The sequence below is a fragment of the Streptomyces sp. NPDC001568 genome (assembly GCF_042893755.1).
Classification (GTDB): domain Bacteria; phylum Actinomycetota; class Actinomycetes; order Streptomycetales; family Streptomycetaceae; genus Streptomyces.
Genome location: NZ_JBIAVF010000012.1, coordinates 170,714 through 192,654, shown reverse-complemented (window position 1 = coordinate 192,654; position 21,941 = coordinate 170,714). Strand labels below are relative to the sequence as shown.

General features: G+C 70.9%; 22 protein-coding genes. 1 reads left to right on the top strand and 21 read right to left on the bottom strand.

Annotated elements, in window-relative coordinates; all coding sequences use genetic code 11:
- Positions 1–22: 22 nt before the first annotated feature.
- From metK to pyrR, 13 genes are all read right to left on the bottom strand, one after another.
- Positions 23–1,231 (bottom strand): methionine adenosyltransferase, encoded by a 1,209-nt coding sequence (metK, locus tag ACFY0I_RS23220; protein WP_388898914.1) that lies wholly within the window; start codon positions 1,229–1,231, stop codon positions 23–25.
- Positions 1,232–1,425: 194 nt separating this feature from the next.
- Positions 1,426–2,652 carry a bifunctional phosphopantothenoylcysteine decarboxylase/phosphopantothenate--cysteine ligase CoaBC gene (gene coaBC / locus ACFY0I_RS23215; RefSeq protein ID WP_388898911.1) on the bottom strand — a complete coding sequence of 409 codons (1,227 nt, stop codon included), beginning with the start codon at positions 2,650–2,652 and terminating at the stop codon, positions 1,426–1,428.
- Between the two features lie 118 nt (positions 2,653–2,770).
- Positions 2,771–3,043 carry a DNA-directed RNA polymerase subunit omega gene (rpoZ, locus tag ACFY0I_RS23210; protein ID WP_004948662.1) on the bottom strand — a complete coding sequence of 91 codons (273 nt, stop codon included), beginning with the start codon at positions 3,041–3,043 and terminating at the stop codon, positions 2,771–2,773.
- A gap of 137 nt (positions 3,044–3,180) precedes the next feature.
- Entirely contained in the window at positions 3,181–3,744 is a 564-nt protein-coding gene (gene gmk, locus ACFY0I_RS23205) for a guanylate kinase (protein ID WP_362884650.1), read from the bottom strand.
- 61 nt (positions 3,745–3,805) lie between these two features.
- The gene (mihF, locus tag ACFY0I_RS23200; RefSeq protein ID WP_281205769.1) at positions 3,806–4,129 is read right to left on the bottom strand and encodes an integration host factor, actinobacterial type; all 324 of its coding nucleotides are present in this window, start codon (positions 4,127–4,129) and stop codon (positions 3,806–3,808) included.
- Positions 4,130–4,529: 400 nt separating this feature from the next.
- Positions 4,530–5,372: an orotidine-5'-phosphate decarboxylase gene (pyrF, locus tag ACFY0I_RS23195; protein ID WP_388899178.1), complete on the bottom strand. Its 843-nt coding sequence runs from the start codon at positions 5,370–5,372 to the stop codon at positions 4,530–4,532.
- A 5-nt stretch (positions 5,373–5,377) separates the two neighbouring features.
- Positions 5,378–6,487: a quinone-dependent dihydroorotate dehydrogenase gene (locus tag ACFY0I_RS23190; RefSeq protein WP_388898906.1), complete on the bottom strand. Its 1,110-nt coding sequence runs from the start codon at positions 6,485–6,487 to the stop codon at positions 5,378–5,380.
- An 88-nt stretch (positions 6,488–6,575) separates the two neighbouring features.
- Positions 6,576–9,884, bottom strand: a complete 3,309-nt coding sequence (gene carB / locus ACFY0I_RS23185) for a carbamoyl-phosphate synthase large subunit (protein ID WP_388898904.1) — start codon at positions 9,882–9,884, stop codon at positions 6,576–6,578.
- Positions 9,877–11,025, bottom strand: a complete 1,149-nt coding sequence (gene carA / locus ACFY0I_RS23180; protein WP_388898901.1) for a glutamine-hydrolyzing carbamoyl-phosphate synthase small subunit — start codon at positions 11,023–11,025, stop codon at positions 9,877–9,879. The genes carB and carA overlap by 8 nt, the downstream gene beginning before the upstream one ends.
- Positions 11,022–11,612, bottom strand: a complete 591-nt coding sequence (locus tag ACFY0I_RS23175) for a hypothetical protein (RefSeq protein WP_384002247.1) — start codon at positions 11,610–11,612, stop codon at positions 11,022–11,024. The genes carA and ACFY0I_RS23175 overlap by 4 nt, the downstream gene beginning before the upstream one ends.
- Positions 11,609–12,895 (bottom strand): dihydroorotase, encoded by a 1,287-nt coding sequence (locus ACFY0I_RS23170; RefSeq protein WP_388898898.1) that lies wholly within the window; start codon positions 12,893–12,895, stop codon positions 11,609–11,611. The genes ACFY0I_RS23175 and ACFY0I_RS23170 overlap by 4 nt, the downstream gene beginning before the upstream one ends.
- A 2-nt stretch (positions 12,896–12,897) precedes the next feature.
- The gene (locus tag ACFY0I_RS23165; protein WP_362883372.1) at positions 12,898–13,890 is read right to left on the bottom strand and encodes an aspartate carbamoyltransferase catalytic subunit; all 993 of its coding nucleotides are present in this window, start codon (positions 13,888–13,890) and stop codon (positions 12,898–12,900) included.
- Positions 13,891–14,001: 111 nt separating this feature from the next.
- Positions 14,002–14,589 carry a bifunctional pyr operon transcriptional regulator/uracil phosphoribosyltransferase PyrR gene (gene pyrR, locus ACFY0I_RS23160; RefSeq protein WP_388898895.1) on the bottom strand — a complete coding sequence of 196 codons (588 nt, stop codon included), beginning with the start codon at positions 14,587–14,589 and terminating at the stop codon, positions 14,002–14,004.
- A 250-nt stretch (positions 14,590–14,839) separates the two neighbouring features.
- Between pyrR and bldD the strand changes: the two genes are divergently transcribed.
- Positions 14,840–15,340, top strand: coding sequence for a transcriptional regulator BldD (bldD, locus tag ACFY0I_RS23155; RefSeq protein WP_030026184.1), 501 nt, complete (start codon positions 14,840–14,842; stop codon positions 15,338–15,340).
- A 183-nt stretch (positions 15,341–15,523) separates the two neighbouring features.
- Here the strand turns inward: bldD and nusB are convergent, their stop codons facing one another.
- The 8 genes from nusB to aroC all read right to left on the bottom strand — a co-directional run bounded on the left by nusB (position 15,524) and on the right by aroC (position 21,836).
- A complete protein-coding gene (nusB, locus tag ACFY0I_RS23150) occupies positions 15,524–15,958 on the bottom strand; it encodes a transcription antitermination factor NusB (RefSeq protein WP_362883375.1) in 435 nt (144 codons plus the stop codon).
- Between the two features lie 2 nt (positions 15,959–15,960).
- Positions 15,961–16,527: an elongation factor P gene (gene efp, locus ACFY0I_RS23145; protein ID WP_281205779.1), complete on the bottom strand. Its 567-nt coding sequence runs from the start codon at positions 16,525–16,527 to the stop codon at positions 15,961–15,963.
- Positions 16,528–16,588: 61 nt separating this feature from the next.
- The gene (locus ACFY0I_RS23140) at positions 16,589–17,695 is read right to left on the bottom strand and encodes an aminopeptidase P family protein (protein WP_388898891.1); all 1,107 of its coding nucleotides are present in this window, start codon (positions 17,693–17,695) and stop codon (positions 16,589–16,591) included.
- A gap of 138 nt (positions 17,696–17,833) precedes the next feature.
- Positions 17,834–18,568: an AAA family ATPase gene (locus ACFY0I_RS23135; RefSeq protein WP_388898888.1), complete on the bottom strand. Its 735-nt coding sequence runs from the start codon at positions 18,566–18,568 to the stop codon at positions 17,834–17,836.
- A gap of 46 nt (positions 18,569–18,614) precedes the next feature.
- Entirely contained in the window at positions 18,615–19,052 is a 438-nt protein-coding gene (gene aroQ, locus ACFY0I_RS23130) for a type II 3-dehydroquinate dehydratase (protein WP_388898885.1), read from the bottom strand.
- Positions 19,049–20,140 (bottom strand): 3-dehydroquinate synthase, encoded by a 1,092-nt coding sequence (gene aroB / locus ACFY0I_RS23125; protein ID WP_388898882.1) that lies wholly within the window; start codon positions 20,138–20,140, stop codon positions 19,049–19,051. The genes aroQ and aroB overlap by 4 nt, the downstream gene beginning before the upstream one ends.
- Entirely contained in the window at positions 20,137–20,655 is a 519-nt protein-coding gene (locus ACFY0I_RS23120; RefSeq protein ID WP_388898879.1) for a shikimate kinase, read from the bottom strand. The genes aroB and ACFY0I_RS23120 overlap by 4 nt, the downstream gene beginning before the upstream one ends.
- Entirely contained in the window at positions 20,652–21,836 is a 1,185-nt protein-coding gene (aroC, locus tag ACFY0I_RS23115) for a chorismate synthase (protein WP_385571947.1), read from the bottom strand. Before aroC ends, ACFY0I_RS23120 begins: the two co-directional genes overlap by 4 nt.
- Positions 21,837–21,941: the final 105 nt, after the last annotated feature.

Here is a 21,941-nt window from a genome sequence, read left to right as displayed (position 1 = left end):
GTGCGGTATCCCGCGGGGCCGCTTACAGACCGGCGGCGGCGCGCAGGGCGTCGACGCGGTCGGTGCGCTCCCAGGTGAAGTCGGGGAGCTCGCGGCCGAAGTGGCCGTACGCGGCGGTCTGCGCGTAGATCGGGCGCAGCAGGTCCAGGTCGCGGATGATGGCGGCCGGGCGGAGGTCGAAGACCTGGCCGATGGCGTCCTCGATCTTCTGGACGTCGACCTTGGCGGTGCCGAAGGTCTCCACGAACAGGCCCACGGGCTCGGCCTTGCCGATCGCGTACGCGACCTGGACCTCGCAGCGCGAGGCCAGACCGGCGGCGACCACGTTCTTGGCGACCCAGCGCATCGCGTACGCGGCCGAGCGGTCGACCTTGGACGGGTCCTTGCCGGAGAAGGCGCCGCCGCCGTGGCGGGCCATGCCGCCGTAGGTGTCGATGATGATCTTGCGGCCGGTGAGGCCGGCGTCGCCCATCGGGCCGCCGATCTCGAAGCGACCGGTCGGGTTCACCAGCAGCCGGTAGCCCTCGGTGTCCAGCTTGATGCCGTCCTCGACGAGCTGCGCCAGCACGTGCTCCACGACGAACTCGCGGATGTCGGGCGCGAGCAGCGAGTCCAGGTCGATGTCCGCGGCGTGCTGCGAGGACACGACGACGGTGTCGAGGCGGACCGCCTTGTCCCCGTCGTACTCGATGGTGACCTGCGTCTTGCCGTCGGGACGCAGGTACGGGATGGTCCCGTTCTTGCGGACCTCGGACAGGCGGCGGGAGAGCTTGTGCGCGATGTGGATCGGCAGCGGCATCAGCTCGGGGGTCTCGTCGCAGGCGTAGCCGAACATCAGGCCCTGGTCGCCGGCGCCCTGCTTGTCGAGCTCGTCCTCGTCGCCTTCGACCCGCTTCTCGTAGGCGGTGTCGACGCCCTGCGCGATGTCCGGGGACTGCGCGCCGATGGACACCGAGACGCCGCAGGAGGCGCCGTCGAAGCCCTTCTTCGATGAGTCGTAGCCGATCTCGAGGATCTTCTCGCGGACGAGCTGCGCGATCGGCGCGTACGCCTTCGTCGTCACCTCGCCCGCGATGTGCACGAGACCGGTCGTGATGAGAGTCTCCACGGCCACACGCGAGGTGGGGTCCTCGGTGAGGAGCGCGTCGAGGATCGTGTCGCTGATCTGGTCAGCGATCTTGTCGGGGTGACCCTCGGTCACGGACTCCGAGGTGAACAAGCGACGGGACACAACGCTCCCTGGGGTTGCAGCGGCTGCTGGCTGATCATTTGGCGGAACCACATCGGGGGCTGCGCCCGATCACGTTCCTGGTGCAGTTTATCGGTCGCCACCGTTTGCCGGACCACCCGTCTCGCCTTATGGGAGCCATGTGACCTGCGGCACTCCATTCTTACGCACCCGGCGGCCCGCGAAAAGGGCGACGCTCAGTCGCGTCGGCCGGCCCGCGCGGGCGCGAGCCGCGGGACGACCTGGTCCCAGATCATTTCGGCCAGGGCTTCCTTCGGACCATGGGGAACGGACGTCTCGGTGCCGTCGGAGGCGAGGATGACCGCCTCGTTCTCCTCCGAACCGAAGGTCTTGCTCTCCCCCACCTCGTTGACCACGAGGAGGTCGCAACCCTTGCGACGGAGCTTCGCGCGGCCGTTGGCGAGGACGTCGTCGGTCTCGGCGGCGAAGCCGACGACGATCTGTCCGTCCGTCGCCCGCTCGGCGGAGATCTCCGCGAGCACGTCGGGATTGCGTACGAGGGCCACCGGCTCGGGCTCCCGCCCGTCCTGCTTCTTGATCTTGCCGTCCGCGTACCGGGCGGGCCGGAAGTCGGCGACGGCGGCCGCCATCACCACGGCATCGGCGTCCGCGGCGGCCTCGAGCACCGCTTCGCGCAGCTGGAGGGCCGTGCCCACGCGGACGACGTCCGCCCCGGCCGGGTCGGCGAGGGCCGTGTTGGCGGCGATCAGGGTGACCCGGGCGCCCCGGGCGACGGCGGTCCGGGCGAGGGCGTAGCCCTGCTTGCCGGAGGAGCGGTTGCCGAGGAAGCGGACGGGGTCCAGGGGCTCGCGCGTCCCGCCGGCGCTGATCACGACGTGCCGGCCGGCGAGGTCCGGCTCGCCGACGCCCCGGGCCAGGACCGTGCGGCAGACCTCGAAGATCTCCTCGGGGTCGGGCAGCCGTCCCTTGCCGGTGTCCTTGCCGGTGAGCCGCCCGACGGCGGGCTCGATGACGAGGGCGCCGCGCCGGCGCAGCGTGGCGAGGTTCTCCTGGGTGGCGGGGTGCTCCCACATCTCGGTGTGCATCGCGGGCGCGAAGACGACCGGACAGCGGGCCGTGAGGAGCGTGTTCGTCAGGAGGTCGTCGGCCAGTCCGTGGGCGGCCTTGGCCAGCATGTCGGCGGTGGCCGGGGCGACGACGACGAGGTCGGCGGACTGGCCGATGCGCACGTGGGGCACCTCGTGGACGGTCTCCCAGACCTGTGTGGAGGCCGGGTTCCCGGAGAGCGCGGCCCAGGTGGCCTCGCCGACGAAGTTCAGGGACGCCGCCGTCGGCACCACCCGTACGTCGTGTCCGGACTCGGTCAGCCGGCGCAGCAGTTCGCAGGCCTTGTAGGCGGCGATCCCGCCGCTGACCCCCAGCACGACCTTCGGCTTACCCACCACGCACTCCCCTTCAGGATCGATCTGTCGGTGACACCCGTCAGACCCGTCAGAGCTATGACACACCACAGGCCCGGCAGATGTTCTGCCGGGCCTGTGGTGAAGGAATCTCGGTGCCTTACTGAGCCGGGGCCTCGATGGCCTCGGAGGTCAGCAGACCCGCGTTGATCTCGCGCAGCGCGATCGAAAGCGGCTTCTCGTGGACGTGGGTGTCCACCAGCGGGCCGACGTACTCCAGCAGGCCCTCGCCGAGCTGGGAGTAGTACGCGTTGATCTGACGCGCGCGCTTGGCCGCGTAGATCACGAGGCTGTACTTCGAGTCCGTGGCCTCGAGCAGCTCGTCGATCGGCGGGTTGATGATGCCCTCGGGCGCAGTGATGGAAGAGGACACGCTCTACCTTCCGAAGATGGGTGAATGATCGAACGATCAAGAACTGATCGCGACCACAGGGTGGATCACATGCCTGATCGCGTAGCGGATCGCACGTTGAACGAGATGAAATCGATCAACGATCGATCGTTCAACGATCAGACGACATTCATCAAGGCTAGCAGCTCGCGCGCCACGTCCTCGACGGAGGTGTTGACCAGGGTGGTGTCGAACTCGGATTCGGCAGCGAGTTCGATCTTGGCGGTCGCGAGACGGCGCTCGATGACCTCCGCGGTCTCGGTGCCGCGGCCGGTGAGCCGGCGGACCAGTTCGTCCCAGCTCGGAGGGGCCAGGAAGACCAGCTGGGCGTCGGGCTTGGACTCGCGGACGAGCCGGGCGCCCTGAAGGTCGATCTCCAGCAGTACGGGCTCGCCGTTGTCCAGGCGCTCCAGCACCGCGCCGCGCGGTGTGCCGTAGCGGTTGCCCGCGAACTCGGCCCACTCCAGCAGCTCGCCGTTGGCGATCAGCTTGTCGAACTCGTCGTCGTTGACGAAGAAGTAGTGGACTCCGTGTCGCTCACCGGGCCGCGGCTTGCGGGTGGTGGCCGACACCGAGAGCCATACCTCGGGGTGGACTGTACGCATATGCGCGACGACCGTGCTCTTGCCGACCCCCGAGGGGCCGGAGAGCACGGTCAGCCGCGGACGAACCTCTGCTGCCATAGAGCGATTATCCAGGTTCTCGGGACTGCCTGAGAACGCCGGGAGAACTTCGGGCAACGCCTCAGGCGTTGCTACCGCCGAACTCGCGCTCCAGAGAGGCGATCTGGTTGGAACCGAGACCTCGGACACGCCGGGACTCGGAGATGCCGAGGCGCTCCATGAGCTGCTTGGCGCGGACCTTGCCGACGCCGGGCAGCGACTCCAGAAGGGCGGAGACCTTCATCTTGCCGATGACGTCGTTCTCCTGACCCATCTTGATGACGTCGTGGAGAGTGGCGCCGGAGTGCTTGAGTCGATTCTTCACCTCGGCCCGCTCCCGGCGAGCCGCGGCGGCCTTTTCGAGCGCTGCTGCGCGCTGTTCAGGGGTAAGGGGCGGAAGAGCCACGCCTACGTCACCTCGGATGTCGAACTGTCGGATACGGACCGGCACGGAGCCCTTGGGCACCACGCCGGGCGAGCCCCCGAACAGCGACGAAAATCGTTCGCTGCTCGTTCACTCTGGTCGGAGACTAGCGGCCAAGGCCGCTCCAGTCAGCGAGAACGGACGAAAAGTCCTGGTCAGCCTCCACTGAACCGTACATCACGGACAAAGTACCCCGGTTTTGTCCGAGGAAAGACGTTCGAATTTCGTCAGGCCGTGCCACGGACCCGGTCGGCGGCGCCCGCGAAGCACTCGATTCCGCGTCCCGGGACGGCCGTACGTGACCTTGCCCACCCGGGAACGCCGACGGGGCCGGCCGCGGCAAAGCGGTCCGGCCCCGTCGGTCCCGATTGCTCCCGGCGCGCTACCCGGCGACGGCCGCGCGGACCTCGTCGGCGAAGCCCTTCGCGGCGGCGCGCAGGGCCGCCGCGTCCGGGCCGTGCTTCAGGACGCCCCGCGAGACGTTCGGCACGACGTTGCCGACGGCCCGGCCGAAGACGGCCGGCAGGTCGGCGGCCGTCGCGCCCTGGGCGCCGATGCCGGGGGCCAGCAGCGGACCGTTGATGTCGAGGTCGAAGGACGACAGGTCGCCGAGGGTGGCGCCGACCACCGCGCCGAAGGAGCCCATCGGCTCGGATCCGGCGTTCTCCGCCGCCAGGTGCGCCAGCATCGTCGCGCCGATGGTGCGGCCGTCCTCGCGCAGCGCCCGCTGGACCTCGGCGCCCTCCGGGTTGGAGGTGAGGGCGAGGACGAACAGGCCCGCGCCGGACTCCCGCGCCAGGTCGACGGCCGGCTTCAGCGAGCCGTAGCCGAGGTAGGGGGACACCGTCAGGGCGTCCGAGAACAGCGGCGAGGACGGGTCCAGGAAGGCGGCGGCGTAGGCGGCCATCGTCGAGCCGATGTCCCCGCGCTTGGCGTCCATCACGACCAGGGTCCCGGCCGCGCGCGCGTCCGCGACGGTCTTCTCCAGCACGGCGACGCCGCGGGAGCCGAACCGTTCGAAGAAGGCGGCCTGCGGCTTGAAGACGGCGACCTCCTGCGCGAGGGCCTCCACGACGGTGCGGGAGAACCGCTCCAGGCCCGCGATGTCGTCGGCCAGGCCCCAGGAGGCCAGCAGGGCGGCGTGCGGGTCGATGCCGACGCACAGCGGACCCCGCGCGTCCATGGCGGCGCGCAGACGGGTTCCGAAGGGGATCACGGGGGTCAGGGGGCTCACAGCGCGGCCTTCCGGGTCTCGGCGCCCACGGCCTCGGCCAGGGTCGCGTACGGGCTGTTGGCCAGGCGTGCGGCCAGGCCCTTGTGGATGGCGCGGGCGTAGAACGGGCCCTCGTAGATGAAGGCGCTGTAGCCCTGGATCAGGGTGGCGCCCGCGAGGATGCGCTGCCAGGCGTCCTCGGCGTTCTCGATGCCGCCCACGCCCACCAGGACGATCCGGTCGCCGACGCGCGCGTACAGGCGGCGCAGGACCTCCAGGGAGCGCTCCTTGACCGGCGCCCCGGACAGTCCGCCGGTCTCCTTCACCAGGGTCGGGGAGGACTTCAGGCCCAGCCCCTCGCGGGCGATGGTGGTGTTCGTGGCGATGATGCCGTCCAGGCCGAGCTCCAGGGCGAGGTCGGCGACCGCGTCGACGTCCTCGTCCGCCAGGTCGGGCGCGATCTTGACCAGGAGCGGGACCCGCCGGTCGGTGACCGCCCGGTCGGCGGCCTCGCGGACGGCGGTGAGCAGCGGGCGCAGCGACTCGGTCGCCTGGAGGTTGCGCAGGCCCGGGGTGTTCGGCGAGGAGACGTTGACCACGAGGTAGTCCGCGTGGCGGGCCAAGCGCTCGGTGGACAGGACGTAGTCGGCGGCGGCCTCGGCCTCGGGGACGACCTTGGTCTTGCCGATGTTGACGCCGACGACGGTCCGGAAGACCGGGTTGCGGGCCGCGAGGCGTTCGGCGACGGCCTCGGAGCCCTCGTTGTTGAAGCCCATGCGGTTGATCAGGGCCCGGTCGGCGACGAGGCGGAACAGCCGCTTCTTGGGGTTGCCGGGCTGGGCCAGGCCGGTGACCGTGCCGATCTCGACGTGGTCGAAGCCGAGCATCGACATCCCGTCGATGGCGACGGCGTTCTTGTCGAAGCCGGCGGCGAGGCCGAAGGGGCCGTGCATCCGCAGGCCGAGGGCCTCGGTGCGGAGCTCCTCGTGGCGGGGGGCGAGCGCGGCCGCGACGAAGGTGCGCAGGACGGGGGTGCGGGCGGCGAGGCGGATCCAGCGGAAGGCCGCGTAGTGGGCCTGCTCCGGGTCCATCCGCTTGAAGACCAGGTTGAAGAAGAGCTTGTACATCGTCGAGAGGATCCCTCTGCGCTCATGGAAAGGGGGACACCCGTCGTGAAACCGGTGTCCCCCCTCCCGTGTCCGGGCTGTACGGGTGTTAGTCGCGGGCCGCGGTCAGTCGCTCCGCGTGCTCCTGGAGGGAGCACACGCCCACGTCGCCGCGGTTGAGCGCGTCGATGCCCTGGACGGCGGCGGCGAGCGCCTGGACCGTCGTCAGGCACGGGACGCTGCGCGCCACGGCCGCCGTGCGGATCTCGTAGCCGTCGAGGCGGCCACCGGTGCCGTACGGGGTGTTGACGATCAGGTCGACCTGGCCGTCGTGGATCAGCTGGACGATGTTCTTCTCGCCGTCCGGGCCCTCGCCCTCGCTGAGCTTGCGCACGACGGTGGCGTTGATGCCGTTGCGGCGCAGCACCTCGGCCGTGCCGGAGGTGGCCATCAGCTCGAAGCCGTGGGCGACGAGCTCGCGCGCCGGGAAGATCATCGTGCGCTTGTCGCGGTTGGCGACGGAGATGAAGGCGCGGCCCTTGGTGGGCAGCGGGCCGTAGGCCCCGGCCTGCGACTTGGCGTACGCCGTGCCGAAGACGGAGTCGATGCCCATGACCTCGCCGGTGGAGCGCATCTCCGGGCCGAGGACCGTGTCGACGCCGCGGCCGTGGATGTCGCGGAAGCGCGACCACGGCATGACGGCCTCCTTGACGGAGATCGGCGCGTCGAGCGGCAGGGTGCCGCCGTCGCCGTTCCTGGGCAGCATGCCCTCTTCGCGCAGCTCGGCGATGGTGGTGCCGAGCGAGATGCGGGCGGCGGCCTTCGCGAGCGGGACGGCGGTCGCCTTCGAGGTGAAGGGGACGGTCCGGGAGGCGCGCGGGTTGGCCTCCAGGACGTAGAGGATGTCGCCGGCCATCGCGAACTGGATGTTGATCAGGCCGCGGACGCCGACGCCCTTGGCGATCGCCTCGGTGGAGGCGCGCAGGCGCTTGATGTCGTGCCCGCCGAGAGTAATCGGGGGCAGGGCGCAGGCCGAGTCGCCGGAGTGGATGCCGGCTTCCTCGATGTGCTCCATGACGCCGCCGAGGTAGAGCTCGGTGCCGTCGTAGAGGGCGTCGACGTCGATCTCGATGGCGTCGTCGAGGAAGCGGTCGACCAGCACGGGGCGGGTCGGGGAGATCTCGGTGGACTCGGCGATGTACGACTCCAGCCGGGTCTCGTCGTAGACGATCTCCATGCCGCGACCGCCGAGCACGTACGAGGGGCGCACCAGGACCGGGTAGCCGATCTCGTCGGCGATGGCCTTGGCACCCGCGAAGGTGGTGGCCGTGCCGTGCTTGGGGGCCGGCAGGCCGGCGTCGGCGAGGACCTGGCCGAAGGCGCCGCGGTCCTCGGCAGCGTGGATGGCCTCCGGGGAGGTGCCGACGACGGGGACGCCGTTGTCCTTGAGGGCCTGGGCGAGGCCGAGGGGGGTCTGGCCGCCGAGCTGGACGATGACACCGGCGATGGGGCCGGCCAGCGACTCGGCGTGGACGATCTCCAGCACGTCTTCGAGCGTGAGCGGCTCGAAGTACAGGCGGTCGGAGGTGTCGTAGTCCGTCGAGACGGTCTCGGGGTTGCAGTTGACCATCACGGTCTCGTAGCCGGCGTCGCTGAGCGCGAAGGAGGCGTGGACGCAGGAGTAGTCGAACTCGATGCCCTGGCCGATGCGGTTCGGGCCGGAGCCCAGGATGATCACCGCGGGCTTGGTGCGCGGGGCGACCTCGGACTCCTCGTCGTAGGACGAGTAGAAGTACGGGGTCTTCGCGGCGAACTCGGCGGCGCAGGTGTCGACCGTCTTGTAGACCGGGCGGACGCCCAGGGCGTGCCGGACCTCGCGGACGACGTCCTCGCGCAGGCCGCGGATCTCCGCGATCTGGTGGTCGGAGAAGCCGTGGCGCTTGGCCTCGGCGAGCAGTTCCGGCCGGAGCTTCTCGGCGGCGGCCAGGTCGTCCGCGATCTCCTTGATGAGGAAGAGCTGGTCGACGAACCAGGGGTCGATCTTCGTGTACTCGAAGACCTCTTCCTGGGTGGCGCCGGCGCGGATGGCCTGCATGACGGTGTTGATGCGGCCGTCGGTGGGGCGGACCGCGGTGGCGAGCAGCTCCTCCTTGTCGCCGGTGGGGCCGACGAAGGTGAACTGCGAGCCCTTCTTCTCCAGCGAGCGCAGGGCCTTCTGCAGGGCTTCGGTGAAGTTGCGGCCGATGGCCATGGCCTCGCCGACCGACTTCATGGTGGTGGTGAGGGTGGCGTCGGCCAGCGGGAACTTCTCGAAGGCGAAGCGCGGGGCCTTGACGACGACGTAGTCGAGGGACGGCTCGAAGGAGGCCGGCGTCTTCTCGGTGATGTCGTTGGGGACCTCGTCGAGCGTGTAGCCGATGGCCAGCTTGGCGGCGATCTTGGCGATCGGGAAGCCGGTGGCCTTCGAGGCGAGCGCCGAGGAGCGCGAGACGCGCGGGTTCATCTCGATGACGATGACGCGGCCGTCGGTCGGGTCGATCGCGAACTGGATGTTGCAGCCGCCGGTGTCGACGCCGACCTCGCGGATGATCGCGATGCCGATGTCGCGCAGCCGCTGGTACTCGCGGTCGGTGAGCGTCATCGCCGGGGCGACGGTGATGGAGTCGCCGGTGTGGACGCCCATCGGGTCGAAGTTCTCGATGGAGCAGACGACGACGACGTTGTCCTTGGTGTCGCGCATCAGCTCCAGCTCGTACTCCTTCCAGCCGAGGATGGACTCCTCCAGGAGCACCTCGGTGGTCGGGGAGAGCGTGAGGCCCTGGCCGGCGATGCGGCGCAGCTCGTCCTCGTCGTGGGCGAAGCCGGAGCCGGCGCCGCCCATGGTGAAGGAGGGGCGGACGACGACGGGGTAGCCGCCGAGGGTGTCGACGCCCTCGATGACGTCGTCCATCGTGTGGCAGATGACCGAGCGGGCGGACTCGCCGTAGCCGATCTTGGCCTTGACGGCCTCGACGACGCCCTTGAAGAGCTCGCGGTCCTCGCCCTTGTTGATGGCCTCGACGTTGGCGCCGATGAGCTCGACGCCGTACTTCTCCAGCACACCCTGCTCGTGCATGGAGATCGCGGTGTTGAGCGCGGTCTGGCCGCCGAGGGTGGGCAGGAGCGCGTCGGGGCGCTCCTTGGCGATGATCTTCTCGACGAACTCGGGGGTGATCGGCTCGACGTACGTGGCGTCGGCGATCTCCGGGTCGGTCATGATCGTCGCCGGGTTGGAGTTCACCAGGATGACCCGCAGGCCCTCGGCCTTGAGGATGCGGCAGGCCTGGGTACCGGAGTAGTCGAACTCGGCTGCCTGGCCGATGACGATCGGGCCGGAGCCGATGACCAGGACGGACTGGATATCGGTGCGCTTAGGCACGCTCGGCCTCCATCAGATTCACGAAACGGTCGAAGAGGTACGCGGCGTCGTGCGGGCCGGCGGCCGCCTCGGGGTGGTACTGGACGGAGAAGGCCGGCTGGTCGAGCAGCTGGAGGCCTTCGACGACCTGGTCGTTCAGGCAGACGTGGGATACCTCGGCGCGGCCGTAGGGGGTCTCGGACACCTTGTCGAGGGGCGCGTCGACGGCGAAGCCGTGGTTGTGCGCGGTGACCTCGACCTTGCCGGTGGTGCGGTCCTGGACCGGCTGGTTGATGCCGCGGTGGCCGTACTTCAGCTTGTAGGTGCCGAAGCCGAGCGCGCGGCCCAGGATCTGGTTGCCGAAGCAGATGCCGAACAGCGGCGTCCTGCGGGCGAGGACGCCCTGCATGACGGCGACGGGTCCGTCGGCGGTGGCCGGGTCGCCCGGGCCGTTGGAGAAGAACACGCCGTCCGGGTTGACCGCGTACACGTCCTCGACGGTGGCGGTGGCGGGCAGCACGTGCACCTCGATGCCGCGCTCGGCCATCCGGTGCGGGGTCATGCCCTTGATGCCGAGGTCGATCGCGGCGACGGTGAACTTCTTCTCGCCGATGGCGGGGACGACGTACGTCTCCTTGGTGGCGACCTCGGCGGAGAGGTTGGCGCCCTTCATCTGCGGGGCTTCCTTGACGCGGGCCAGCAGCGTCTCGTCGCGCACGCCCGTCCAGGCGTCGCCGGAGAAGATGCCGACGCGCATGGCGCCGCGCTCGCGCAGGTGGCGGGTCAGGGCGCGGGTGTCGATGCCGGAGATCCCGACGACTCCCTGCTTGACGAGCTCCTCGTCCAGCGAGCGCCGCGAGCGCCAGTTGGAGGGGACGCGGGCGGGGTCGCGCACGACGTAGCCGGCGACCCAGATGCGGGAGGACTCGGGGTCCTCGTCGTTGACGCCGGTGTTGCCCACGTGCGGGGCGGTCATCACGACGACCTGCCGGTGGTACGACGGGTCGGTGAGGGTTTCCTGGTAACCGGTCATTCCGGTGGAGAACACGGCCTCGCCGAAGGTCTCCCCCACAGCGCCGTAGGCACGGCCGCGGAAGATGCGACCGTCCTCCAGGACGAGTACGGCGGGAGCTTTGGCTGCTCCCCTGGTGGAGGTCGTCATCGTTCGGCGCCTTCCGTCGTGATGGATGAGTTCTGTGTTACTAGCGTGTCGATGCTTCGAACCCAGGCGGCGTGTTCGGCCGCGCGGTCGGAGCGGAATCCGGAGTCGATCAGCTTGTCGCCGTGCGCCCATGTGACGACGAGCAGACCGCCCTCGGTGAGTACCTTGCCCGCGATTCCCTTGTCGAGGCGGGCGCCGCGCAGCTGCGCGGCCGGTACGAAGAAGTCGGTGGCACCCGGTCGGACCACGTCCAGGCCCGCGTCGGTGAGCGTGAGCTCGACCCGGCTGCGGACGCCCAGACCGTGGGCGACGATCCGGTCCAGCCACTGCCCGGCGGTGGTCGAACCGTGGTAGCGGCCGGTGAGCGCCAGCCGGTGCTCGGGGAGTCCGTCGGGTGCGACGGGCAGCTCCGGCAGATCGCTCTGCAGTGCGCCGCGCCATTTCCAGCCCTGCCGCATCAGCCAGTACACGAACGCGATGAAGACGAGCAGACCGATCACCCACGCGATGCGGGCGCCCCAGTCCGTCACCTCGGCCGACTGTCGCTCGGCAGCCTCTGCGGCCAGTTGGATTACTGCAGGTGTCACGCCAGTTTCCCGTCCACGACCGTTGCCCGGCCCCGCAGGAAGGTATGAGTGACGCGCCCCGGCAGCTCACGGCCCTCGTAAGGCGTGTTGCGGCTGCGGGAGGCGAAGTGTGCGGGGTCCACGACACCACGGTACGAGGTATCGACCAAGGTCAGGTTCGCGGGTTCACCTGCCGAGACGGGTCGCCCGTGGTTCTCCAGGCCACCGATGCGCGCCGGGGCGAAGGACATCCGCTCCGCGACGCCCGCCCAGTCGAGCAGTCCGGTCTCGACCATCGTCTGCTGGACGACGGACAGCGCGGTCTCCAGGCCGACCATGCCCATGGCGGCCGCGGCCCACTCGCAGTCCTTGTCCTCGTGCGGGTGCGGGGCGTGGTCGGTGGCGACGATGTCGATCGTGCCGTCGGCGAGCGCCTCGCGCAGGGCCAGCACGTCGCGCTCGGTGCGCAGCGGCGGGTTGACCTTGTAGACCGCGTTGTACGAGCGGACGAGCTCGTCGGTGAGGAGCAGGTGGTGCGGGGTGACCTCGGCGGTGACGTCGATGCCGCGGGACTTGGCCCAGCGGACGATCTCGACGGAGCCGGCGGTGGAGAGGTGGCAGATGTGCACGCGGGAGCCGACGTGCTCGGCGAGCAGGACGTCGCGGGCGATGATCGACTCCTCCGCCACGGCCGGCCAGCCGCCGAGGCCGAGCTCGGCCGAGACGATGCCCTCGTTCATCTGGGCGCCCTCGGTGAGGCGGGGCTCCTGGGCGTGCTGGGCGACGACGCCGCCGAAGGCCTTCACGTACTCCAGGGCTCGGCGCATGATCACGGCGTCGTCGACGCACTTGCCGTCGTCGGAGAAGACGGTGACGCGGGCGGCGGAGTCGTGCATGGCGCCCAGCTCGGAGAGCTGCTTGCCCTCCAGGCCGACGGTGACGGCGCCGATGGGCTGCACGTCGCAGTAGCCGGACTCCTTGCCCAGGCGCCACACCTGCTCGACGACGCCGGCGGTGTCGGCGACCGGGAAGGTGTTCGCCATGGCGAACACGGCGGTGAAGCCGCCGGAGGCCGCGGCGCGGGTGCCGGTCAGCACGGTCTCGCTGTCCTCGCGGCCGGGCTCGCGCAGGTGGGTGTGCAGGTCGACGAGACCCGGCAGGAGGACCTGCCCCGCGGCCTCGATGACGGTCGCGCCCTCGGCGGACAGGTCCCGCCCGACCTCGGCGATGGTCTCGCCGTCGATCAGGACGTCCTGTGCCTCGCCACCGAGTACCTTCGCGCCACGGATAAGGATCTTGCTCATGGTTACTTGCTCTCCTCGGTACGGGCGGCGGCGGGGGTGGTGGTGACGGCGGGCTCGGAGCCTCCGAGCAGCAGGTACAGGACGGCCATCCGGGTGGAGACACCGTTGGCGACCTGCTCGACGGCCGTGCAGCGGTCGGAGTCGGCGACCTGGGCGGTGATCTCCATGCCGCGGTTCATCGGGCCGGGGTGCATGACGATGGCGTGCTCGGGCATCCGGGCCATCCGCTCGCCGTCGAGCCCGTACCGGCGGGAGTACTCGCGCTCGGTCGGGAAGAAGGCGGCGTTCATGCGTTCGCGCTGCACACGCAGCATCATGACCGCGTCGGACTTCGGCAGCACCTCGTCGAGGTTGTACGAGACCTCGCAGGGCCAGCTCTCGACGCCGATCGGCACCAGCGTGGGCGGGGCCACCACGGTGACCTCGGCGCCCAGCGTGTGGAGCAGCAGGACGTTGGAGCGGGCGACCCGACTGTGCAGGACGTCGCCGACGATCGTGATCCGGCGACCGGAGAGGTCCTTGCCGAGCCCGGCGTCGCGGCCGACCAGGCGGCGGCGCATGGTGAAGGCGTCCAGCAGGGCCTGGGTGGGGTGCTCGTGGGTGCCATCGCCGGCGTTGACCACGGCGGAGTCGATCCAGCCGGAGGTCGCGAGCCGGTAGGGGGCGCCGGAGGCGTGGTGGCGGATGACCACGGCGTCCGCGCCCATGGCCTCCAGGGTCAGCGCCGTGTCCTTCAGGGATTCGCCCTTGGAAACGGACGAACCCTTGGCGGAGAAGTTGATGACGTCCGCGGACAGCCGCTTGGCGGCGGCCTCGAAGGAGATCCGGGTGCGGGTCGAGTCCTCGAAGAAGAGGTTGACGACCGTGAGGCCGCGCAGGGTGGGCAGCTTCTTGATCGGCCGGTCCGCGACGCGGGCCATCTCCTCGGCGGTGTCGAGGATCAGGACGGCGTCGTCGCGGGTGAGGTCGGCGGCCGAGATGAGGTGGCGCTTCATCTGGATGGCTCCGTAGGTCGGGAGGGAGGGCGGGCTGGCGGGCGCGCCGGGGTACGGGCAGGGCGAACCGCGGTACGGACCCCGCTGCGCGGGGACCCGGACCGGTGGGCGCTACTGCTGTCCGGCTGCCTGGGCGGTCCGCTGGCCGAGCAGTACGGCGTCTCGGCCGTCCTCCTCCTGGAGCTGGACCTTGACGGTCTCCCGCAGCGACGTGGGGAGGTTCTTGCCGACGTAGTCGGCGCGGATGGGCAGCTCGCGGTGGCCGCGGTCGACGAGGACCGCGAGCTGCACGGCGCGCGGGCGGCCGATCGCGCCGAGGGCGTCGAGGGCGGCGCGGATGGTGCGGCCGGAGAAGAGCACGTCGTCGACGAGGATCACGAGGCGGCCGTCGATGTCGTCGCCGGGGATCTCCGTGCGGCCGATCGCCCGGGCGGGCTTCAGACGCAGGTCGTCGCGGTACATGGTGATGTCGAGGGAGCCGACCGGAATCTTGGTACCGGTGATCTCTTCGAGCTTCTCGGCCAGCCGGCGGGCGAGGAAGACACCGCGGGTCGGAATGCCGAGGAGGACCACGTCGTCGGCGCCCTTGGCGCGTTCGACGATCTCGTGGGCGATGCGCGTCAGGACCCGGGCGATGTCCTGGGCGTCCAGGACGGGGCGCATCGGGTTCTGGTCGGGCGGGGAAAGCTGGGTGTCCATGAAAAGGACCTCCTTCTCCGCCTCACGGGACGGACCTTAAAGGACGTCTGACGTACGTCCTCCACCGTAGCAGGGGCCCGCGCGGGGGCCCGCACCGGACCCGGGCCGAGCCCCTCCCGGGTGGGTGCCGCCGAGCATTCGGCTTGACGCATCCACGTAACGCTGCGTAACCTCACAGTGAGTTACCAGCCGCGCGGCGGAGCCGCACGTTGTCCAATGTCGTCACAGCGTCACAGCGTCCGGGAGCGTTATGTCCAGCGAATACGCCAAACAGCTCGGGGCCAAGCTCCGGGCCATCCGCACCCAGCAGGGCCTTTCCCTCCACGGTGTCGAGGAGAAGTCCCAGGGCCGGTGGAAGGCCGTGGTGGTCGGTTCCTACGAGCGCGGGGACCGCGCCGTGACCGTCCAGCGTCTTGCCGAGCTGGCCGACTTCTACGGGGTGCCGGTGCAGGAGCTGCTTCCGGGTACGACTCCCGGCGGAGCGGCCGAGCCGCCGCCGAAGCTGCGCCTCGACCTGGAGCGCCTGGCGGGCGTGCCCGCCGAGAAGGCCGGCCCGCTCCAGCGTTACGCCGCCACGATCCAGAGCCAGCGCGGCGACTACAACGGCAAGGTGCTGTCGATCCGCCAGGACGACCTGCGCACCCTGGCCGTCATCTACGACCAGTCCCCCTCGGTCCTGACCGAGCAGCTGATCAGCTGGGGCGTACTGGACGCCGACGCGCGGCGCGCGGTGGCACACGAGGACGTCTAGTCCCCGGGGCCGTCCCGGCCCAGCAGAAACGTTTACCGGTGGGTGCCGGGTCCCGATGGGGGCCCGGCACCCACCGGCTTTTTCACGTCCGCGTCGTGGGCCGGGCAGCGGCCCCGCCCACGACCAACGGAAGGGCCCGCAGCGCGTTCGCTGCGGGCCCTTCCGTGAGCGCGGTGCCGCGCCTCAGCTCTCGCTGCGGCGCAGGTTCGGCTTGAGGTCCTTGAAGCGGCCGAGGAGCCCGTTCACGAACGACGGGGAGTCGTCCGTGGAGAACTCCTTGGCGAGCTGGACGGCCTCGTCGATGGCCACGGCGTCCGGGGTCTCGTCGACCCAGATCAGCTCGTAGGCACCCAGCCGCAGGATGTTCCGGTCGACGACCGGCATGCGGTCGAGCTCCCAGTCCACGGCGTAGGTGATGATCAGATCGTCGATCCGGTTCACCTTATCGGCGTAACCCTCGACGAGATCCATCGTGAAGGCGGCGACCGACGGCTGCCGGTCGTCCGACCGCGAGTGGCGGATCCAGTCCGCGAGGACCTCGCGCACGGGAACACCGCGCTGGTCGGCCTCGAAGAGGATCTGGAAAGCGCGCTTGCGCGCGTTGCTCCGGGCAGCCACGGTTAGCTGTTCACCCGGCCGAGGTAGGAGCTCGTGCGGGTGTCGACCTTGATCTTCTCGCCCGTGGTGACGAAGAGCGGGACCTGGATCTCGTGACCGGTCTCCAGCTTGGCGGGCTTGGTGCCGCCGGTGGAGCGGTCGCCCTGGACGCCCGGGTCGGTGTGCTCGATGACGAGCTCGACGGCGGCCGGCAGCTCGACGTAGAGCACCTCGCCCTCGTGCTGGGCCACGGAGGCGGTGAAGCCCTCGATCAGGAAGTTGGCGGCGTCGCCGACGGCCTTCTTGTCGACCATCAGCTGGTCGAAGGTGCTCATGTCCATGAAGACGAAGTACTCGCCGTCCATGTACGAGAACTGCATGTCACGGCGGTCGATGGTGGCCGTCTCGACCTTCGTGCCGGCGTTGAAGGTCTTGTCGACGACCTTGCCGGAGAGCACGTGCTTGAGCTTGGTGCGCACGAAGGCCGGGCCCTTGCCGGGCTTGACGTGCTGGAACTCGACGACGGACCAGAGCTGGTCACCGTCGAGCTTGAGCACCATGCCGTTCTTGAGGTCGTTCGTGGAAGCCACGGTTGCGGAATCTCCTGCACTGGAAGACCAAGGGTGCGCACTCCCGGCCCGGCAACGCGGGCTAGAGCGCGAGCAGCTCCTTGGTCGTAATGGTGAGTAGCTCGGGACCGCCGTCCGCCTCGGGGCGCACGACGAGCGTGTCATCGATCCGGACACCTCCCCGGCCCGGGAGGTGAACCCCCGGTTCGACGGTGACCGGCACGCAAGCGTCCAGTTTACCCATTGCCGTAGGTGCAAGCTGCGGGTCCTCGTCGATTTCGAGACCGACCCCGTGTCCCATCCACCCGGCGAGGGCCTCGCCGTGCCCCGCGGAGTCCAGTACGGAGCGCGCCGCGCGGTCGACGTCACGGTACGCGGCGCCCGGCAGCAGGGACTCCCGGCCGGCCCGCTGGGCGGCGAAGACGAGGTCGTAGAGCTCGATCTGCCAGTCGGCCGGGGTGGTGCCGATCACGAAGGTGCGGCCGATCTCGCAACGGTAGCCGCGGTAGTTCGCGCCCAGGCAGACGGAGAGGAAGTCGCCCTCCTCCACCCGCCGGTCGGACGGCCGGTGCCGGGAGCGCCCGGAGTGCGGGCCGGTGCCGACGGAGGTCGGGAAGGCGGGCCCGTCGGCGCCGTGGTCGACGAGGCGCCGTTCCAGCTCCAGGGCGAGGTGGCGCTCGGTCCGGCCGACGAGGATCGACTCCAGCAGTTCCCCGAGGGCCTGGTCGGCGATCTCGGCGGCGATCCGCAGGCAGGCGATCTCGTCCTCGTCCTTGACCAGCCGCTGTTGTTCCACCGCCGATCCGAGGTCGGCCAGGCGCAGCCGGGGCGCGACGGAGTGCAGGGCGCGGTGCCGGCCGACGGTCAGGTGGTGTTCCTCGACGGCGAGGGATTCCGCCCGCACGGACGCCGCCATGTCGGCCGCGGCCACCGCGGGGTCCGCACCGGGGCTCGGCAGTACGGAGAGCCGCAGGTGTTCGTCCAGACGCCCCTCGTCGGCCTCGCCGGTGGGGGCGCCCGCGCAGAACATCACGTCCTCGGCCGGTCCGACCAGCAGGACGGCGTCCAGCGGGGACGCCCCGGTGAGGTAGCGGACGTTCGCCGGACGCGTGATCAGGGCGGCTGAGTTGCCCGCCGCTGCGCAGCGGTCGCGGAGCAGGCCCCTGCGGGCCGCGTACACGTCTGACATGTCTTCGAGCGTACGAGCGCCCGGCCCATCCGGCCCGGCGAGCGCGTCCGCACGGGGCCGGGCGGCGCGCCCCGACCCCCGTACCGCTCCCGTCCCCCTCCCGGCCGTCCCCGCCCGTTCCCGGCCCGGGCGGCCGGGCTACCAGGTCCCGGGGGTGGCCAGGGCCCGTGCGAGGGCCTCGTCGAGGGCGCGGGCGGTGCCCTCCACATCGAGGTGGGAGTTGTCGATGATCGGCAGGCCGGATCCGTACCAGCCGGCCATCCGGCCGTGGATGCGGGCGACTTCCTCGTCGGAGAGCCTGCGGTTGCCCGATCGGGCGGCGTTGCGGTCCAGGACGATCTCCAGGCCCGGCAGCAGCACCACGGGCAGCAGCCCGGGGCCCACGTGCCGTTTCCAGCCCCCGAGCCCCACCACCGGCCGGTCGGGGAAGACGGCGTCGTCGAGGATGCAGGAGATGCCGTTGGCCAGGAAGTTGCGGGCGGCGAACCCGCAGGTGCGGCGGGCGAGGCGGTACTGGGCCTCGGAGTGCTCGTTCCAGCCGGTCTGCGGGTCCGCGAAGCCCGAGCAGACCCATTCGCGGACGTCGTCCAGGCTGATGTGCGCGGTCGGCACGGGGCGGGTGCCCGCCCAGTGCCGGGCCACGGTGGTCTTCCCCGCGCCCGCCGGGCCGATGAGCAGCACCGCGAGGGTGGCCCCGCCCGTGCCGGGCGGGGGCGGCCCGGCCGGCGCGGGCACGGCCGGGGGCAGCGGGACGTGTCCCGTGGCGTCGGGCACCGGGGTCACCGGCCAGCCCTGCGCCGGGGGTATCGGCGGCTGCGGGGGCGCCGCCGGGTGTTGTCCCGGCGGACCCCAGCCCCCCACTCCGTGCTGCATCCGCGCCACTCCGTCTCGTTCAGGCGACTGATGCGAGAACGTTATCTCAGGCCGTGACCTCTTCCGCCAGCGCACGGAGCGCCAGCCGGTAGGAGCCCAGGCCGAAGCCCGCCACGGTGCCGGTCGCCACGGCCGCGATGACCGAGGTGTGCCGGAACTCCTCGCGGGCGTACGGGTTGGAGATGTGCACCTCGATGAGCGGCGCGGTGCGCTGCGCCGCCGCGTCCCGCATGGCGTACGAGTAGTGCGTGAAGGCACCCGGGTTGATCACGACCGGGGTCTTGTCGTCCGCCGCCTCGTGCAGCCAGCGGACCATCTCGCCCTCGTCGTTGGTCTCGCGGACCTCCACGTCGAAGCCGAGCTCCGTGCCCAGGGCGCGGCAGCTCTCGACGAGTCCGGCGTACGAGGTGGCCCCGTACACGTCGGGTTCGCGGGACCCGAGCCGACCCAGGTTCGGGCCGTTCAGGACGAGTACCCGCCTCACGCCGCGACCTCGCCGAAGGCGGCGAACAGCACGGCCGGGTCGGGGCCTTCCAGGACGGTCGGCTTGCCGAGCCCGTCGAGCACGATGAAGCGCAGCAGGTCGCCGCGGGACTTCTTGTCGAGCTTCATCGTCTCCAGCAGCTTGGGCCACTGGTCGCCGCGGTAGGTCAGCGGCAGTCCGACGGAGGCCAGCACGGCCTTGTGCCGGTCGGCGGTCGCGTCGTCGAGGCGCCCGGCGAGCCGGCCGAGTTCGGCGGCGAAGACCATGCCGACGGAAACGGCCGCGCCGTGGCGCCACTTGTAGCGCTCGTTCTTCTCGATGGCGTGCGCGAGGGTGTGGCCGTAGTTGAGGATCTCCCGCAGTCCGGCTTCCTTGAGGTCGCTGGAGACCACGTCGGCCTTGACCCGGATCGAGCGGACGATCAGCTCGGCGGTGTGCGGGCCGGCGGGCGTGCGGGCCGCCTGCGGGTCCTCCTCGATCAGGTCGAGGATCACCGGGTCGGTGATGAAACCGGCCTTGATGATCTCGGCGAGGCCGCTGACGTAGTCGTTGACCGGCAGCGAGTCCAGCGCCGCCAGGTCGCAGAGCACACCGGCCGGCGGGTGGAACGAGCCGACGAGGTTCTTGCCCTCGGCGGTGTTGATGCCGGTCTTGCCGCCGACGGCCGCGTCGACCATCGCCAGGACGGTGGTCGGAACCGCGATCCATCGCACCCCGCGCAGCCAGGTGGCCGCGACGAAGCCCGCGAGGTCGGTGGTGGCGCCGCCGCCCACGCCGACGATCACGTCGGTACGGGTGAAGCCGGACTGACCGAGCGCCTTCCAGCAGTACGCGGCGACCTCGACGGTCTTGGCCTCCTCGGCGTTCGGCACCTGGATGGCGACGGCCTCGTAGCCCTGCGCCGCCAGGTCGTCCCGCAGCGCCTCACCGGTCGAGGCCAGCGCCTCGGGGTGGATCACCGCGACCCGCTGTGCCTTCGTGCCGATCAGGCTGCCCAGCTCGCCGAGCAGCTGCCGGCCGACCAGCACGTCGTACGCGTCGTGCCCGGCGCTCGCGCCGACGTTGATCCGCGTCACCTGGTCTGTCATACGTCCTTCAACTCCAGAGCGTCGAGGACCGCCTGGGCGACCTCTTCGGGGGTGCGGTCGTCGGTGGCCACCACGACGCGCGCGACTTCGGTGTACAGGGGGCGCCGGGCCTCCATCAGCTCGCGCCACTGGCGGCGCGGGTTGACGGCGAGCAGCGGTCGGGCGGCGCCGAGGCCGACGCGGCGCACGGCCTCCTCGACGTCCATCGACAGGTAGGCGACGGGCAGTCCGGCGAGCAGGCCGCGGGTGCCCTCGTCGAGGACGGCGCCGCCGCCGAGGGCGAGGACTCCGGCGTGCTCGGCGACGGCGGCCGCGACGGCCCGCCGCTCCAGCGCACGGAAGTACGGCTCGCCCTCGTCGACGAACAGGTCGGAGATCTCCCGGCCCTGGGCGGCGACGATGTCGGCGTCCGTGTCCCGGTAGGGGACGCCCAGCCGTTCGGCGAGCAGGCCTCCCACCGTGGACTTGCCGGACCCCATGGGGCCGACGAGGACGACCAGTGGTCCGCCCGTCACCGGATCTGCAGGTTGTCGAGGTAGGAGCGGACGTTGCGGCGGGTCTCGGGGACCGAGTCGCCGCCGAACTTCTCCACCACGGCGTCGGCGAGGACGAGGGCGACCATGGCCTCGGCGACGATGCCCGCCGCCGGGACGGCACAGACGTCGGAGCGCTGGTGGTGGGCCACCGTCGCCTCTCCGGTCGCCACGTCCACGGTGGCCAGCGCCCGCGGCACGGTCGCGATGGGCTTCATCGCGGCCCGTACGCGCAGCAGTTCACCGGTGGTCAGACCGCCCTCGGTGCCGCCGGCGCGGCCGGAGGTCCGCTTGAGGCCCTCGGGCGTGGAGACGATCTCGTCGTGGGCCTTCGAGCCGGGCACGCGGGCCAGGTCGAAGCCGTCGCCGACCTCGACGCCCTTGATGGCCTGGATGCCCATGAGGGCGGCGGCGAGGCGCGCGTCGAGACGGCGGTCCCAGTGGACGTGCGAGCCGAGGCCGACGGGCACGCCGTAGGCGAGGACCTCGACGACGCCGCCGAGGGTGTCGCCGTCCTTGTGGGCCTGGTCGATCTCGGCGACCATCGCCTTGCTCGCGTCGGCGTCGAGGCAGCGCACCGGGTCGGCGTCGAGCTTGTCGACGTCGGCGGGGGTCGGGTAGACGCCGTACGGGGCCTTGGCCGCGGCCAGTTCCACCACGTGGGAGACGATCTCGATGCCGGCGACCTCCTTGATGAAGGAGCGGGCGACGGCGCCGAGGGCGACGCGGGCGGCGGTCTCACGGGCGCTGGCGCGCTCCAGGATCGGCCGGGCCTCGTCGAAGCCGTACTTCTGCATGCCCGCGAGGTCGGCGTGGCCGGGGCGCGGGCGGGTGAGCGGCGCGTTGCGGCCGGTCTCCTTGAGCAGCGACGGGTCGACCGGGTCGGCCGACATCACGGTCTCCCACTTGGGCCACTCGGTGTTGCCGATCATGACCGCGATCGGGGAGCCCTGGGACAGGCCGTGCCGGACGCCGCCGAGGAAGGTGATCTCGTCCTGCTCGAACTTCATCCGGGCACCGCGGCCATAGCCGAGCCGGCGCCGGGCCAGGTGGTCGGCCACCAGCTCGGTGGTGACCGGGACGCCGGCGGGAAGACCCTCCAGCGTCGCGACCAGTGCCGGTCCGTGCGACTCTCCTGCGGTCAGCCAACGCAACCTGCTCAACGATGCTCCTCATGCTCGCGCCTGGCACAGCGATGGCGCGATCGGGTGCGCGGCCCTGACCCGCCGTACCCGATCCTCCCATGTCCGGAGCGATGTATCGGGCCC

Bases quoted from the DNA above. Each gene is read 5' to 3' on its own strand.
- ACFY0I_RS23140 (WP_388898891.1), bottom strand. From the start codon at position 17,695: ATGTCAGACGTGTACGCGGCCCGCAGGGGCCTGCTCCGCGACCGCTGC.
- ACFY0I_RS23165 (WP_362883372.1), bottom strand. From the start codon at position 13,890: ATGAAGCGCCACCTCATCTCGGCCGCCGACCTCACCCGCGACGACGCC.
- ACFY0I_RS23135 (WP_388898888.1), bottom strand. From the start codon at position 18,568: ATGCAGCACGGAGTGGGGGGCTGGGGTCCGCCGGGACAACACCCGGCG.
- bldD (WP_030026184.1), top strand. From the start codon at position 14,840: ATGTCCAGCGAATACGCCAAACAGCTCGGGGCCAAGCTCCGGGCCATC.
- gmk (WP_362884650.1), bottom strand. From the start codon at position 3,744: ATGGCAGCAGAGGTTCGTCCGCGGCTGACCGTGCTCTCCGGCCCCTCG.
- pyrR (WP_388898895.1), bottom strand. From the start codon at position 14,589: ATGGACACCCAGCTTTCCCCGCCCGACCAGAACCCGATGCGCCCCGTC.
- aroB (WP_388898882.1), bottom strand. From the start codon at position 20,140: ATGACAGACCAGGTGACGCGGATCAACGTCGGCGCGAGCGCCGGGCAC.
- ACFY0I_RS23190 (WP_388898906.1), bottom strand. From the start codon at position 6,487: ATGTACAAGCTCTTCTTCAACCTGGTCTTCAAGCGGATGGACCCGGAG.
- carA (WP_388898901.1), bottom strand. From the start codon at position 11,025: ATGACGACCTCCACCAGGGGAGCAGCCAAAGCTCCCGCCGTACTCGTC.
- ACFY0I_RS23170 (WP_388898898.1), bottom strand. From the start codon at position 12,895: ATGAGCAAGATCCTTATCCGTGGCGCGAAGGTACTCGGTGGCGAGGCA.